We start from the raw sequence: 16,505 nt of genomic DNA on the forward strand, positions 1-16,505 counted from the left end.
CCTTCCGGACTCCCCTGAAGCGAGCGCGCATTCTACATCCTCATCCTAAACCGTCAACTCCTTTTTTATCCTTTTTGTTCGTTTGCACAGCTTTTGAACACTTTTGCTATAAAAGCGCTATAAATTCACGTTTTTAGTGGAACATAATTGTCTGCGGTTAGTATTGGCTATCTGAGAATAAATCAGTAACATAGAGTGGCTTTACGGAAATTTTACAGTAACCGCTCGGTTACATAAGTTTCATTCATTTATTATATTTTCTTATTTAGGTAGTTATATGAAGTCTTCTTTCGGTATTACTTTATTAGTCTCTATTGTTTTAGCTGTAGTGGGGTATGTTGTTCTTGCCTCTATTTCTTTAGCAATTGCTCCCGCTTTGGCACTCGCCGTAGGCATAGTATTAGGTGGTTTACTTATTCCAATTCTCTCTCAAATTGTTTCAGGCACTAACACTAGTCACGTTGTTGCTAATGATTCTGCAGAGGTGTCCTTGCAAACTCTTTATGTAGGTAATTTGCCCTATCGTGCAAATGAAGCCGCAATCATGGAACTGTTTTCTCAATATGGTCATGTGAATTCGGTTCGTCTAATGAAAGATCGCCGCACCGGTAAACGCAAAGGATATGGTTTCGTTGAGATAGCGGCTAAATCGGCTAAGAAAGCGATTAATTCGTTAAATGATTCTGAATTTCAAGAACGTACATTGAAAGTACGGATGGCAAAAGAAAAGAACGACGACGAATAATCCACTTTTAGCCTCAAACTAAAAAAGCCTGCATCTCGCAGGCTTTTTATTATCAGGATTGTCGCTGGGGAAGATTATCCATTAAGCGCTGATTAAATCCTTTAAAACGATTTATCGCCTCAATTAAATCGGGAGTATGAACTTCAGGCATATTATTAATAATCCCATTGATCAACCCATCAAATGAGTTACCGTCTTGAAGTCTAGCCTGAGCTTTATCGACAACATCGAGCATATGTTCCAAATAATCAGCTACCGGTTTCGCTGCCTTAACACTATCTTGAACATTACCTTCATTTTGATCATTGTAATGTGATACTGCTCCATAAGTTTTAATGACTTCGGTTTGTTTAAAACTAGTGAGTTGTAAAGCAAAACCGGTCAGTTCCTGATCATCGTAGCCCAAATCAAGTGCCTGGTTAAATGCCTTATCAATATCACCATAGAAAAACTCATCGGCTAATTTACCTGCATCACCAACTAACTCACCAATCGCTTTAAGTTCTTCATCATCCAGTTCCCCTTTGACAGAGTAGGACAATTTATTCGACTCATAATGTTGATAGTTAGTTTCACTAGTGACTTGACTCTGTGTCTGTTCAGGCGATTGTGCACCATCCGGGTTGTCTTGAGATTCAGTAGCCTGAGTGGCGCTATTATCAATATCTACCGGAGCGTTATCAGGATCCGGCGTCGTTGAGGTGTCACCTGCCGGACGTGCAACTTGATCAGACGCAGAAGGGGCGGTTGCTACTGCATCTGCAGCCGTCCTGATATTCTGCTTATCTTCATTATTTGAACGGTTCGCTTGCTTATCTGCATCTTGCTGTTGCTCTTTTTGCTTTTGTTGAGTTTCAAGCAGGATTTGTTGATTTAAAGAAAATTGACGCGCATCTTCAAAACTAATCGACACTTCATCACCATCACGAGTCCGGATTGTTAACTGGCCAGATTGCTGCTCGGTGTAATTAACTTGTTGGTTAATAGCTAGCTTGTCAGTATTCGAGCCAACTTGATTGTCGGGTTGCTTTCCGAAAATTTGTTGTTCAAGTGACTTGATCCCTTGCTCAATAAGATCCTGACTTTTGCTAATGCCGTCAGTGATTTCATTATTCATCATATCGCCAAGATCTTTCTTGGCCATATTCACGCCTTTTAATACGCCAGAACGAGCCTGTTCAAACATGCTATTTAACGCTTCGTCGCTCATTCCTTTAGATTTAGCGTTTTTTAATGCTCCACCAACAAAGCTCAGCACGTTTTTCGCCACCTCTTCAAAATCGAACAGACCTTTCTCCTGCTCATTCTTAGGCGACGGGAGATTGGCCTTTTGATCATGGATGACCAAATTCTGATTGAGCGAATGGTTATAAACCCGAGCACCAATAAAGGTCTGAGAGCTAATTGAAAACATTGCACTATTAGTCAGTGAAACATGATTCCCCTGTTTACCAACCGCTTGTTTGTTATTGTCGAATGGCACAGCATCGTTAGAGTGCGACGCGCGCCCCGACATATGCGTCTTGTTACCCAAGAACGCCTTTAAGTCACCAATATTCATAAAAGATACCTCACTATCCTCAACCCAGTATATCGGCCTTTATTGATTATTATTTAGACTTTTTATGCACAAATTTTACGGCCTGCAACGTTCTATGCTATCAATACTTGGCGGGTGAAGTATAAAACCGTACAATCCGCGCCTTTTAACGCCTCATCAGGAGAAAAGCTTTGCGGCCAACTGACATTATATCTGAGCACTATCCGGAACTACTTGCAGAGAAGGCGGAATACATTCAACAACACTTTGCCGCATTACAAACACCAGCCCTAGAAATATTCAGCTCTCCTGTTCTCAACTATCGGCAACGCGCCGAGTTTCGCGTTTGGCACGACGGTGATGATTTATATCACATTATGTTTGATCAGCAATCCAAGCAAAAATACCGAGTCGATCACTATCCTCCAGGATCAGAGTTAATTAATGCTGTGATGCAAGATTTGCTTGTCTTGCTAAAGCACAATGATATGGCCAGAGGTAAATTATTTCAGATTGATTATCTTAGTTCACTCAGCCAACAAATAGTCGTCACCCTGATTTATCATAAACCGTTGTGTGAGCAATGGCAGTCGAGCATTCAACAGATATTGGCTGTGTTACGACAAAAATACGATATCCATCTTATTGGTCGGGCTAAAAAACAAAAAATCGTTCTGGATCAGGATTATGTGATTGAGTCCTTGAACATTAATCAACGTCCCTATCAATTTAAACAAATCGAGAATAGCTTTACTCAACCTAATGCCGTGGTGAATTGTCATATGATTGAGTGGGCACTCGATTGCACCGCACAGTGCCAAGGAGATTTGTTGGAGTTGTACTGTGGCGCAGGCAACTTTACTTTGCCCCTGGCACAAAATTTTAGAAAGGTATTGGCCACTGAAATATCCAAACCTTCTGTTGCAGCGGCACAATTTAATATTGATATTAATCAAATAGACAATGTCACTATTTTGCGCATGTCCAGTGAAGAGTTTACTGAGGCGATGAATAAAACTCGCATATTCACTCGCTTGCAAGACGTTGATCTGGATAGTTTCGACTGCAATACCATTTTAGTTGACCCGCCACGCTCAGGCTTAGACGATGAAACCATTAAATTAGTCAGTCAATATCAGAATATTTTGTATATTTCATGTAATCCCGAGACATTAAAAGACAACCTCAGTAGCCTTTGTCAGTCACACGAGATAAAACGCTTTGCTATGTTTGATCAATTCCCTTACACCCATCATGCAGAATGTGGTGTGTGGTTGGAAAAGATCTAACGACTGCTTTTGGCAGCCGCCCCAATAGCAATGAAGCGTAACTGGATAATCAAGCGTTCAGCCAACTGTTTTTGATATTCCGCTGGCATTTCAATCGCCTCGGCGCCAGCACTGAACACAATTCTAACCATTGCTTCAGCTTGTAAGTTAGCCAGTTCAACCGGTAAACGGGTATGCCGGCCAACATAATCACTTAGTTCAGCGATAAAATGCTGTATTTCGCGAGAGACCGCTTCTCTAAAAGCAGTAGAAGTTCCAGAACGTTCACGCAACAACAATCGAAAAACGTTACTGTTGGCAGCAACAAATTCCATAAAGGTTTCCACTGACACTCGAATAACATCTCCACCAGATGCGATGCGCAAACGAGCCTGTCGCATTAATTGCCGCAACGCCAATCCAGCTTCATCCACCAAAGTTAGGCCTAAATCATCAAGATCTTTAAAGTGTCGATAAAATGAAGTGGGCGCAATTCCCGCTTCACGAGCCACTTCGCGCAAACTAATACTCGATAAACTGCGTTCATCACACAGCAAACTAAATGCAGCATCAATAATGGTATGTCTGGTACGAAGTTTTTGTTCCTTTCGACTCATTCTATTTCTGCTCTTTTCAACATAAATGTCCCAGTTGGCGCGTTATAGCACGTTGTCACAGGACAAGCTAACTCAACCAGCAACAACCACTATTCTCGCTATTTTTTAACCGTTAAACCACCAAATTACTTGCTTTGATTAACCTATTCAGGGTAGATTAGCGCACACTTGTAAGCTCAAATAAATTATATTTAATGAATAAACCTCCTCTAGTCAAAACCAACGTCATTCTATTTACCTTAACGGCTCTTATTTCTGTAACTTTGGTTCCATGGGAAGCCGTTACCAATGGATTTGATTGGGTGGAAATTGGCAGCTTTATCCTATTAACCGGCTACGCTGGTATTTCCATTACCGCCGGTTACCATCGCTTATGGTCACATAAAACTTACGATGCCCATCCGATTATCCGTTTTATTTGGGCAATCGGAGGTGCGTTTGCGCTGCAAAACAGTATTTTACACTGGGCATCTGACCATCGTATTCATCATAAACATGTCGATGATAATGATAGGGATCCCTATTCCGCCAAAAGAGGCTTCTGGTATTCCCATATTGGCTGGATGCTGCGTGAATATCAGGCAAGCCGATATAGTGACTACAATAATTGTCGTGACTTACAGAAAGATCCTATTGTTATGTGGCAACACAAACATTATCTGGCCTTAGCAATAATAACGAATTTTGGCATTCCATTATTTTTAGGCTGGCTAAACAATGACATCTGGGGCATGTTGTTGCTTGCGGGAGTTTTACGTTTAGTAGTATCACACCACGTTACCTTTTTTATCAATTCATTAGCCCACATTTGGGGAAAGCAAACTTATACCGATACCAACACGGCTCGTGATAACGGTTTTTTAGCCTTAATTACTTACGGGGAGGGCTACCACAATTTCCATCATATTTTTGAGTATGATTATCGAAATGGCGTACGTTGGTGGCATTTCGATCCAACCAAATGGTTGATTTTTAGTTTGTCCCTGGTCGGCCTCACCAATAATCTGCGTCGTTGCCCGGAAGAACGTATCGCCAAAGCGCGAATTACCATGCAACTACAACACTCGCAGCAACGCATTGCCCATTTACCGGATGCTGAAGAACTGTTGAGACGTTTTCAGCATGAATATGATATTTTGCTGCATAAAATGAGTGAATATTACTCAACCAAAAAACGTTTAATGGAAATTAAGCGTAAAAAGCTAATCCGTGGTTACGAAAAATTAGAGCTAGACTTTAAATATCAAGAGCTGAAGATGCATCTCCAGTTACAAAAACAAAAATGGAGCAAGCTGAATTCAATGCAATTTGCATAAATCGTACTTCCCACAAAAATCATTCAAACAAAAAATAATAAGCCCGTTTTCACGGGCTTTATTCTTTCCATTCTAATTCCCTGCTAAACTAGCCAGATTGATTTAAACAAGTTGATGATTTTAAAAGACTTTGGAGTACATTGTGAGCGCCAAAAAAACCACCTCTAAACAATCCAATTCGCCTTCGGAAAAGTATCAATACGATGCCGTCGTCATCGGCACTGGTCCGGGTGGAGAAGGAGTTGCAATGCAGCTCGCCAAGGCGGGTAAAAACGTTGCCGTTATTGAACGCTACGAGATGGTGGGTGGCGGGTGTACGCACTGGGGAACAATCCCATCAAAAGCATTGCGCCAATCCGTCAGTCGTTTGACTGAATATAATAATAATCCGCTGTTTAACGATGGTAACAAGACTCGTCATTTAACTTTTCAACAAATGCTCGGCGATGCCAGCGCGGTTATTCGTAAGCAAACTAAATTGCGAAGCGGGTTTTATCAGCGTAACGGGGTAAGCGTGTTACATGGGGAAGCCTCTTTTATTGATCAAAATCACCTGCAGATTAAACGTGTGGATGGCTCTGTGGATACCATTACAACCCATCAAGTTGTCATTGCCACAGGCTCAAGACCATACACTCCGGCAGATATAGACTTTACTCATCCGCGTATTTATAACAGCGACAGCATCCTGTCACTGGATCATGATCCCAAGACCATTATTATTTATGGGGCTGGCGTTATCGGCACCGAATATGCGTCTATTTTCCGTGGTTTAGGCACCAAAGTAGATTTGGTTAATATGCGTGACCGATTATTATCCTTTTTGGATGCGGAAATATCCGATGCATTAAGTTATCACTTGTGGAATAACGGCACGGTTATTCGTCATGAAGAATGTTACAAGAAAGTCGAAGGACGTGACGACTGTGTGGTAATGGATTTGGAATCCGGTAAAAGAATGCGGGCAGATTGCTTGTTGTTTGCTAATGGGCGGACAGGTAATACCGACATGCTAAATCTGCAAGCCGTTGGTTTAAAAGCGGACTCTCGTGGTCAATTAAGTGTCGATGATAATTACAAGACCAGTGTCGATAATATCTATGCGGTAGGCGATGTTATCGGCTATCCAAGCCTGGCATCCGCAGCCTATAACCAAGGGCGTCTTGCTGCCGAAGCAATGCTGACCGGGCAATGCAATACCCGTTTGATTGAAGATATTCCTACTGGCATTTATACCATTCCTGAAATCAGTTCGATTGGAAAAACCGAACACGAACTCACGGCACAAAAAGTGCCCTACGAAGTAGGACGTGCCCAATTTAAGCATCTGGCTCGAGCCCAGATTTCGAATAATTTAGTTGGCAGTCTAAAAATCCTCTTCCATCGTGAAACCAAAGCGGTTTTGGGGATCCATTGTTTTGGTGAGCGAGCGTCCGAAATTGTTCATATCGGTCAGGCGATTATGCAACAAAAAGGCGAAGGCAATACATTGGATTATTTTGTCAATAATACTTTTAATTATCCAACAATGGCCGAAGCTTACCGGGTTGCCGCGTTGAACGGATTAAACCGGATATTTGACTAGGTCAATATGGATAACCTGCTTAAACAGGTTCGTCGCTGCACGTTGTGCAGCGATATATTGCCCTTAGGACCCAACCCCGTAGTACGGGCAAGCGTGACCAGCAAAATCGTGATTATTGGTCAAGCACCAGGCATTAAGGTGCATCAAAGTAGTATCCCTTGGGATGATGCCTCAGGTGATCGTTTACGCCAATGGCTTAACTTATCAGAGAAGGAATTTTATGATGAGAAAAATATTGCCATTATACCAATGGGATTCTGCTATCCCGGTAAAGCATCATCCGGCGATTTACCTCCAACCAAAATATGTGCGCCGCAGTGGCATGCCGCATTATTAGCCCAAATGCCAGACATAAAATTGAAGCTACTGGTTGGTAGTTATGCTCAACAATATTACTTAGCCGATAAACGGACGCTAACTGAGCGAGTTAGGCACTGGCAAGATTATTTGCCTCACTTTATTCCGCTTCCTCACCCCTCGCCCAGAAACAACATCTGGTTAAAGAAAAACCTCTGGTTTGAGGAAGGGTTATTACCTGCCATACGTCAACGTGTCGCAGGTATTTATCAGAATAAAAATTAATTACTGTAAATAATCACCAGGACGGTAATCATTTATAAACTCAACTAATTCTTCAAACGGCATGGGCTTGGCGTATAAAAAGCCTTGTCCTTCATCACAGCCTAAACTCTGCATATATTTAACTTGCTCGAGGTTTTCAAGTCCTTCAGCAATGGTTTCCAAGCCTAATTTTTTGCCTAGCGTGATAATGGTCTCAGCAAAAAATGACGATTGACCCTCACCTATATCTTTAACAAAAGCTCTGTCTACTTTTAATCGATCCAAAGGTAACTGTTGTAAATAACTCATTGAAGAAAAGCCGGTTCCAAAGTCATCTATCGCAATTGAGACACCAAACTCTTTAAGTGCTTTAAGGGATTCCACCACGATATTCGGCTCATCCATTGCCACACTTTCGGTAATCTCCAATTCGATTTGCCTCGGACAGACTTTATTGGCGGTAATAATCTTCATCACTTGCGAGACAAAATTTGGATCACGAAATTGTGGAACAGAAATATTAACTGCAATCCGCAAACCTTCAACGTTCAACTTTTGTAACTCTTTTAATCGGTGACAGGACTCTTCTAACACCCACATACCAATTTCAACAATTAAGCCGGAGTATTCCGCTAATGGCACAAACACCGCAGGGGAAATAAAACCACCCTCTTTGGACGGCCAGCGTAACAACGCTTCCATCCCAATAATTTTTTCGTCGGTCAGACTAACCTGAGGCTGATACCAAAGCTGCAACTTGCGTTCCGAGAAATCGGTACGTAACTGCCGCATCATCGCCAATCGCCAGAACGTCTGCTCTTCCATCTCTCCCAAGTAATATTCGTAATTACTTGCAGCATTACGTTTGGCCCGATTTAAGGCAATATTGGTATATTTAAGAATATCTAAACCTGTGGCTTCGCAGTCGGTTAATTTAGCAAAACCAATGGTCATATTAACCAACAATCTGTGCTCACCAGCTTTAAAGTGTTGTTTAAACAAATCGTTTAACACTTTCGGGTTAATTTCTTCTTCATAGCCCACCAACCCAAAGACATCAGCCCCTATTCGACCTTTGCCAACGGTGTCACTCAGCTTTTCTTTAAGCAAATCGGCAACCGATATCAATAATTGATTGCCCACTTCCTGACCTAAACCATCATTAATATCAGCAAAATGATTAATATCAATTAACGCAGCAACCATTCGGCCGGAGTTAATTTGTTCTTCTTCGATATTGTCTAATAAATTAATAAATTCAGTTCTGTTGGGCAATTTGGTTAACCAGTCACGATAAGCTGCCAAGCGCAGTTCATGGAACAGATTAACATTCTCGTACCCTACCGACACACTGGATAAAAACACTTCGAGCAGCTGTTTATGTATGTCATCGATATCTTTGCCAATACGCACGAATACAGCAGCTTCGTGTCCGGCACTACACATATATAGCACCGTAAAATCGGGTTCGAAAATATGCTCTTTACGTAACAAACATTGAATAACCTGATGCACAATACGGGTATCATGCATGTTCTCTAATTTTTGATTTATATAAGTCGCAAACTCACCCGCTGCACCTAAAACATACACACCGTTATCATCTTTATCCAGCATTGAGCCTGCTCGGGCACAGACAATACCATCGGCTTCAAGCCCCATTAATGAGCTAATCTGGGTCACAACCCCTTCGCAGTAGCCTTTGACTGAATGTTCTTCAAGCAAGTTAGCCGCTGAATAGATAATTTTACTCAGCCCTTCACGGCTTTGATTAATAGATAGTATCTGTTGGTAAGACCGGATCGAGGCAATAATAGTGGTAACTAATTTACTGCGCGTCAGCTCAGTTTTAGTTTTGTAATCATTAATATCGTATTCTTTAATGATTTTTTCTTCGGGGGCGTAACCGGGCTGACCGGTACGCAATATGATTCGTGGTTCGTCCAGTTTTAAATCTTCACGCAACTTTCTGGCCGTCACCAACCCGGCATCATCGGTCTCCATGACCACATCAAGCAAAATAATCGCTACTTTATTGCCTAATACGGCCAACATCTCCAGAGCTTGTTTACCTGAATAAGCATGATGAAACTTTAAAAAACGACCGTTAATTTCCAGATCAGACAAAGCTAAACGTGTGACTGAATGAATTTCTTCATCATCATCGACAACAAGTAAATTCCACACTTCACGATCTTGGCTGGGTTCAACAGGTGCGTCGTCTTCTTCGAAGAAGACTAACTCATCGTTTTCATATTCACTCTGAGACATTCAAACTACCAATCCTTTGCCACACGTTGCAGGATATTCCTGACAATATAATCTAATAGTCGATAACCTAATATAATTTATACAGAAATTACAGTTATTTTGATTAAGATAAAGTGGATTATTCCGTATATCCAGCCTTTTTTATGCACCAAAATATTGCATAGAAGCCAAGCTGGGTATACGTGGATAGAAATAAAGCGTGGTTTAAACCCCGCTTTTAAACAGTATAGTGGGGATTAAATGAATTGCGATATAGTGACTATGACAGGGTGACTCTGATGTGACCTTTAAAATAACGGCTAATGCTAAATACCATCACCAAACTCATGTAACCCACATTCTCTGACTAAACCATCAAAACGGGTTTCCTGCTCTGTCATACCAAGCTCTAGAGGTCGACTTGAATGCCAATCTCCAACTGATACATAGCCTTGTTCCCATAGCGGGTGATAAGGTAAATCATGCTCTTTAAGGTAATAATGCACATCCTTATTGCTCCAATCCAATATAGGATAAACCTTGAATTGCTTATCCAATTGCTGCAACACCGATAGTTTTTCACGGCTATCGGATTGCGAACGGCGCAAACCGGCAAACCAAGTTTTTACCCCCAGTTCGCTAATTGCCCGCTGCATTGGTTCGACTTTATTCAGTTTATTATATTGTTCAATCCCTTCGAGTCCCTGCTCCCAAAGCTTACCTAAACGCGCTTCTTGCCAGGCAGGAGACAACTCGGCACGATATACTTTTAAATTAAGCTTTAACCTGTCGGTTAGCTGATCAATAAATTGGTATGTCTCTGGAAAAAGATGCCCCGTATCGGTCAACACCACCGGAATATCCGGGTATTGGCGAGTGACCATATGCAGCATAACCGCCGCCTGAATCCCAAAGCTGGATGACAACATGATATTCTGCGGCAAATAATCCAGAGCCCAGCGAACACGTTGTTCAGCCGTCTGATTTTCCAACTTTTGATTTAGTTGCAATAGCTCGTCGGCTTGTAAAACCGTCAACCTTTCGGTTTGTTCAAAAAGCACGTTATGCATAAAAATCCCGTGCAGAATCGACCACTTCAGCAACAATACCCTTGCGAATGGTAAAATCCCCAAAGGCTTCACCGTCCAAGCGTTCTTTTGACCAACGACCAATAAGTTCGTCTAACTCAGCCATAATTTGCTCTTCGCTGATATTTTCACGATACATTTTGGGAATACGTGTACCGTTCACATTACCACCCAGATGCAAATTATATTTGCCCGGCCCCTTACCCACTAAACCGATTTCGGCCAGCATGGCACGTCCACAGCCATTAGGGCATCCGGTCACCCGAAAAATAATACTCTCATCCGGTATCCCGTGTTTAGCCAAAATACCTTCTAATAATGTCACTGTTTGCGGCAACATGCGTTCGGCTTCGGCCATTGCCAATGGACAGGTTGGCAATGCCACACAAGCCATCGAACTGACACGCTGTAGGCTTACACCGTCATCAATTAAGCCATGCTGACGAGCAATAGCTTCAATTTGATCTTTTTGTTCCGTAGGTACACCGGCAATAATCAAATTCTGGTTGGCGGTGATCCTGAAATCACCAGAGTGAATGTTGGCAATTTCACGCAAACCAGTTTTAAGAGGTTTGTTTGGAAAATCCAAAATACGCCCATTTTCAATAAACAGGGTTAAATGATGCTGTCCATCAATTCCTTCAACCCAACCAAAACGGTCACCGCGACCGGTAAATTCATAAGGACGGCTTGGTGCAAACGCGATACCAGCCCGCTTTTCCACTTCTTGCTTGAACACATCTACCCCAACTCGTTCCAGGGTATACTTGGTTTTAGCATTTTTGCGATCGACCCGGTTGCCCCAGTCACGTTGAGTCGTCACCACGGCTTCAGCCACTTCCAGGGTTTTCTCAACGGGAATAAAGCCAAAATCATCCGCTTTACGTGGAAAGGTAGCCGTATCACCGTGGGTCATAGCTAAGCCACCACCAACGAGGACATTAAAGCCAATCAACTTGCCATTTTGGGCAATGGCGACAAAATTTAAATCGTTACCGTGCACATCCAAATCATTTTGTGGAGGCACCACCACGGTGGTTTTAAATTTGCGTGGCAAATAGGTCGCACCCAAAATAGGTTCTTGTTCTACGGCTTCTGTTTTCTCACCATCTAACCACACTTCAGCATAACCATTAGTGCGGGGTAAGAAATGCTCACTGATTTTCTTAGCCCACTCGTAAGCTTCCTGATGCACTGAGGATTCAATCGGATTAGGTGTACACAGTACATTTCGGTTCATGTCAGATGCGGTGGCTATGGAGTCTAGTCCAACCCGATGAAGTACTTTATGCGCTTCTTTAATATTGCGTTTTAAGATACCGTGATACTGAAAAGTCTGCCGAGTGGTCAATCGTATACTGCCATAGATGGTGTCTTCTTCAGCAAACTTATCCACTGCTAACCACTGCGCAGGAGTAATTACGCCTCCCGGAATACGGGCACGTAACATTAAATTAATTAATGGTTCTAATTTTTGTTTAGCACGTTCGGCACGAATATCACGATCATCTTGCTGATACATACCGTGAAAGCGAATTAACTGGAAATTATCACCCTGAAAACCACCGGTTAAATCATTCTGAATATCTTCAGCCAATGTTCCGCGTAAGTAATTGCTCTCAATTTTTAAGCGTTCGTTATCTGATAACTTACCTTCAACGATGTGATTATTGTCTTTAGTACTCATTAATACACGTCCTTCTGATAACGTTTAGCTTTACGTAATTCGGTAATATATTGTTTTGCTTGATCAATGGATTGCTGGCCATGCTCGGCCACGATATCAATTAACGCGTCATCCACATCTTTGGCCATTTGGTTAGCATCACCGCACACATAAAGATGCGCGCCTTGCTGCAACCATTCATAAACCTCTTTACCTTGCTCACGCAGACGGTGTTGTACATAGATTTTTTGTTGTTGATCACGAGAAAATGCCAAACTCACTCTGTCCAATACGCCATCTTTAACCAGCGCTTGCCATTCGGTTTGATACAGAAAATCCTGAGTAAAATTAGGGTTGCCAAAAAACAGCCAGTTTTTACCGCTGGCATCATCAGCTTGGCGTTGCTGCATAAAAGCACGGAATGGCGCAATACCCGTGCCTGGACCAATCATAATGACTGACGTGTCAGGATCGGCTGGTAGACGGAAGTTATCGTTATGTTCGATAAAGACCTTAACAGGTTGATCTTCTTCTAAACGATTAGCTAAAAAACCAGATGCACCACCTTGATGAGAATGACCAAACGCATCGTATTCCACCAATGCCACAGTGAGATGCACTTCGTCTTCCACTTCCGCCTGACTGGATGCAATAGAATATAATCGCGGAGTAATAGCACGAAGACCTAGCAGCAATTGTTCCGCAGAGAGTTTGGCAGGATATTGGCGAACAATATCAATAATCTGACGTTCGGCTAAATAGCTGCGTAACGTCGCTTTATCTTCCAGTAGCGCTCTTAATTCTGCATTCTGTGAAGCTTCGGCATAAGCTTCAACAAACTTGGGATAACTTTGCGTCAGTTCTAATTTGTCCAATAATGCATCGCGTAAACTAAGTTTTTCGTCACCCAGTGTCACGTCTTCATTACCATCAAGCTCAAGTAACGCTAAAAGTTCATCGACCTGAGCAGGATCATTACTAAACCACACACCTAATGCATCGCCAGGCTGATAACTTAAGCCTGAGTCTTCGAGTGATATTTCAACATGACGAATATCTTTGACCGAATCGCGGCCTGTAATCTTTTGGCATTCAATTAATTTGGCAGTGAACGGATTTTTCTTGGAATACTGACTGCTTGCCTTAACCGCATTATCACCATGCAGACTGACAACCTGCGATTGACCACCCGCTTTTAATTCCGGCTTTAATTTTTCGGTAAATTGTTCAGACCATTGTGAAACTTGCTCGTCATAATCTACATCGCAATCCAGACGTTCAAACAATGGTTTAGCACCTAATGCACTTAAACGTTGCTCAAAATCCTTACCGGTTTGACAGAAAAATTCATAACTACTGTCCCCCAAACCAATGACAGCAAATTTTAAACTCTCTAATTTGGGCGCTTTTTTACCGCCTAAAAATTCATGTAGTTCAACCGCATCGTCAGGCGCATCACCTTCTCCATGGGTACTCACCACCACCAATAAATGTGTCTCGTTTTTAATCTGACGGGGCTTATAATCGGCCATATTGATCAGGTTAACTTGCAGACCGGCGTCTTTCGCTTTCGCTTGATACTCGGTAGCAACACCTTTGGCATTGCCGGTTTGTGAACCATACAAAATAGTCAGCGAGGCTTTGGCTGCAGTTTGAGTTTGTATTTCAGGCGCGGCAATTCCAGATTGAGATTGTGCCAGTCCCGCCAAATAACCGCTAACCCAAGTTAGTTGTTGGGAGTTAAGGGTGGCGATGACCTGATTAAGCGCTGCCCATTGGGTATCGGTTAGCAATGAACCTGATGCAGGCAGAACTTTAGATAATAACGACATAGGAATCGAACCTGAACTTATTTAGATTTTAACAATGATGCAAGGATAATGGCTGCAAGGAATAACCGGAAAGAATAAATACAAATTTTTTATTACTTTTTAAACTTAATAAATTCCACGATGCATTGAAAAGTTTTCTATACGCATCCAAATAGTGGTTTGCCCAACAATTCGACTCGACGTTTAACACATGTGGTTATTGAAAAGGTTTTTAGCGTCTGTGACAAACAATAAAGTCCAGTAAACTGGACTTTATTGGATAATTATTTACAAATATAGATATTAAAAATGCACCTCAACGCCTGCAAATGGTCCTTTAAATTCCAAGTCGGAATAGACTCCATCTAAATCATCGAGCTTCAAAACAAAAGAGCGATAGCCCAATTGCCAAGTCACATCCAGGGCAAAATTTTCCATCATGTTATATGTGATTGCAGCTTGATATTCATACACCTTATGATCATCAATAGACAAATAATTGCCTTCTGCGTAAACACCTAACCCGGTTAATGGCATTTCTACGATAAACTTGCTGTAAAGTAATGGAATAAAGCCAGAAAAATGTTCGGTTCCGTCTAAGCTGGCGTTATCAGCATCCTGAACAAAAATACTTCCATCCACATCTTTAATATTCAGACCAAAGTCAAAACTGACTAGATCATTATCAAATAATTCGTAGTACAAAACATAGTCGGTATTAGTAAGATCAATATCGGTAACTAATCTGGAGTCAGCCTCAAAGGTTTGATTGCCAAAAGTAAAACTGCTGGTCAGGGTAGTATCACCATTATTACTAAAGCTGGTACGACGAATTTTCAGGTTAGGAATTAACGGAATGGGGTGTTCCAATGCCACATAAAAAGACGCTTTGGTTTTATCATTAAATGAAAAATTAGCTAAATTACTATCATCGGCATACCCGCCATCCGCACCAATATTCCAGCCTTGAACGCCAGCATAGACGCCTAGCAATGTATCGGCATAAACCGTATTTGTCAGACCAAGTAACGCGGCTGCAATAAGTGTTTTCTTCATTTTTTATCCTTGCGTCAGTAATTCAGTTAAATCAATTAAAGCAGCGTTGGCGCGGGAAATATAGTTCGCCATGACCAATGAATGATTAGCCATAGTGCCAAAACCACTGCCATTTAAAATCATGGGGCTCCATACGGTTTGTTGGGTTGCTTCCAAGTCGCGAATAATTTGCCGCAAACTGATTAAGGCATTCTTTTTCTCAAGGGTATCGGCAAAGTCGACTTCAACAGCTTTGAGAAAATGCAGTAACGCCCAGCACGCCCCGCGGGATTCATAGAAAACATTATCCAAATCCCACCAGCTGGTTTTCAAATAAGCCTGATCATGGGTCGGCGTAGACTGTTGTGCCGCGTTATCGCCGGCCAGATCGGTATTAATACGTTCCTGCCCAACACTGGCACTCAGGCGCTGGGATAAACTTCCCAAACGCTTTTCGACTTGCTTTAACCAATCACGCAAATTATCTGCCCTTGTATAAAACTGGGCTGAATTATCAGCAGTATCCAATAACCCTTTACGATATTGAATTAATGCATCAATCCCTTCTTGATATTGTGACTCGGCAGACGGCAATAACCATCCACGATGGTCAATATTAAACTTGGGCTGAGCAAGCGTCAGTTGGGCATTTTCCCGTGACTGTGATTGAGAGCGACTAAAATCACGACGCATGGCTAATGCCAAATCACGTACCATTTCCAACGCACCAAATTCCCAACTTGGCATATTGTCCATTAATACACTCGGTGGCATAACATCATTGGATAAATAGCCACCGGGCTTATCGAGTAAAGTCTGTGACACCTGGATCAGGGTTGAAGTAAGAACAAAGCCCGCAACCGGCTTAGTCGCGTTAGCCTCATTTAACTGTTGATAGGCAGCTTGCTTAGGATCAAACTGGTCGGGTTCAATACTCCAATAAACTGCAATGATATAAAAGAATAACAGCAATACCGATAAACTGATGATGATCCATTTACTGGTTAGATATTGTTTCACAAT

At 42.0% G+C, this 16,505-nt stretch carries 13 protein-coding genes; 5 read left to right on the forward strand and 8 right to left on the reverse strand.

The features are described from left to right. Positions 1-277 precede the first annotated feature (277 nt). A complete protein-coding gene (locus ACTD55_RS11430; protein ID WP_438864463.1) occupies positions 278-745 on the forward strand; it encodes an RNA recognition motif domain-containing protein in 468 nt (155 codons plus the stop codon). 52 nt (positions 746-797) lie between these two features. Here ACTD55_RS11430 and ACTD55_RS11435 read toward each other — a convergent pair whose 3' ends face one another. After that, positions 798-2,306: a DUF5610 domain-containing protein gene (locus ACTD55_RS11435; RefSeq protein ID WP_438864464.1), complete on the reverse strand. Its 1,509-nt coding sequence runs from the start codon at positions 2,304-2,306 to the stop codon at positions 798-800. 170 nt (positions 2,307-2,476) lie between these two features. Here ACTD55_RS11435 and trmA point away from each other — a divergent pair, with 170 nt between their 5' ends. Continuing rightward, a complete protein-coding gene (trmA, locus tag ACTD55_RS11440; protein ID WP_438864465.1) occupies positions 2,477-3,574 on the forward strand; it encodes a tRNA (uridine(54)-C5)-methyltransferase TrmA in 1,098 nt (365 codons plus the stop codon). Here the strand turns inward: trmA and fabR are convergent. Then, positions 3,571-4,170, reverse strand: a complete 600-nt coding sequence (gene fabR / locus ACTD55_RS11445) for an HTH-type transcriptional repressor FabR (protein WP_438864466.1) — start codon at positions 4,168-4,170, stop codon at positions 3,571-3,573. The genes trmA and fabR overlap by 4 nt on opposite strands. Before the next feature lie 194 nt (positions 4,171-4,364). Between fabR and ACTD55_RS11450 the strand changes: the two genes are divergently transcribed. From ACTD55_RS11450 to ACTD55_RS11460, 3 genes are all read left to right on the forward strand, one after another. After that, positions 4,365-5,486 carry an acyl-CoA desaturase gene (locus tag ACTD55_RS11450; protein ID WP_438864467.1) on the forward strand — a complete coding sequence of 374 codons (1,122 nt, stop codon included), beginning with the start codon at positions 4,365-4,367 and terminating at the stop codon, positions 5,484-5,486. Positions 5,487-5,628: 142 nt separating this feature from the next. Further along, positions 5,629-7,071 (forward strand): Si-specific NAD(P)(+) transhydrogenase, encoded by a 1,443-nt coding sequence (gene sthA, locus ACTD55_RS11455; protein ID WP_438864468.1) that lies wholly within the window; start codon positions 5,629-5,631, stop codon positions 7,069-7,071. A gap of 6 nt (positions 7,072-7,077) precedes the next feature. After that, on the forward strand, positions 7,078-7,653 hold the full coding sequence (locus ACTD55_RS11460) for a uracil-DNA glycosylase family protein (protein WP_438864469.1): 576 nt from the start codon (positions 7,078-7,080) through the stop codon (positions 7,651-7,653). On the opposite strand, the gene ACTD55_RS11465 is transcribed toward ACTD55_RS11460, so the two are convergent. The 6 genes from ACTD55_RS11465 to ACTD55_RS11490 form a co-directional block, all read right to left on the reverse strand. Then, a complete protein-coding gene (locus tag ACTD55_RS11465) occupies positions 7,654-9,903 on the reverse strand; it encodes a bifunctional diguanylate cyclase/phosphodiesterase (RefSeq protein ID WP_438864470.1) in 2,250 nt (749 codons plus the stop codon). Between the two features lie 305 nt (positions 9,904-10,208). Then, the gene (locus ACTD55_RS11470) at positions 10,209-10,952 is read right to left on the reverse strand and encodes a phosphoadenylyl-sulfate reductase (protein WP_438864471.1); all 744 of its coding nucleotides are present in this window, start codon (positions 10,950-10,952) and stop codon (positions 10,209-10,211) included. Beyond that, on the reverse strand, positions 10,945-12,657 hold the full coding sequence (gene cysI, locus ACTD55_RS11475; protein WP_438864472.1) for an assimilatory sulfite reductase (NADPH) hemoprotein subunit: 1,713 nt from the start codon (positions 12,655-12,657) through the stop codon (positions 10,945-10,947). Before cysI ends, ACTD55_RS11470 begins: the two co-directional genes overlap by 8 nt. Beyond that, a complete protein-coding gene (locus tag ACTD55_RS11480) occupies positions 12,657-14,468 on the reverse strand; it encodes an assimilatory sulfite reductase (NADPH) flavoprotein subunit (protein WP_438864473.1) in 1,812 nt (603 codons plus the stop codon). Before ACTD55_RS11480 ends, cysI begins: the two co-directional genes overlap by 1 nt. 282 nt (positions 14,469-14,750) lie before the next feature. Further along, positions 14,751-15,503, reverse strand: coding sequence for a TIGR04219 family outer membrane beta-barrel protein (locus ACTD55_RS11485; protein ID WP_438864474.1), 753 nt, complete (start codon positions 15,501-15,503; stop codon positions 14,751-14,753). A gap of 3 nt (positions 15,504-15,506) precedes the next feature. Beyond that, positions 15,507-16,502, reverse strand: a complete 996-nt coding sequence (locus ACTD55_RS11490; RefSeq protein ID WP_438864475.1) for a DUF2333 family protein — start codon at positions 16,500-16,502, stop codon at positions 15,507-15,509. Positions 16,503-16,505: the final 3 nt, after the last annotated feature.

The sequence above is a fragment of the Neptunicella sp. genome (genome assembly GCF_048268085.1).
Classification (GTDB): domain Bacteria; phylum Pseudomonadota; class Gammaproteobacteria; order Enterobacterales; family Alteromonadaceae; genus Neptunicella.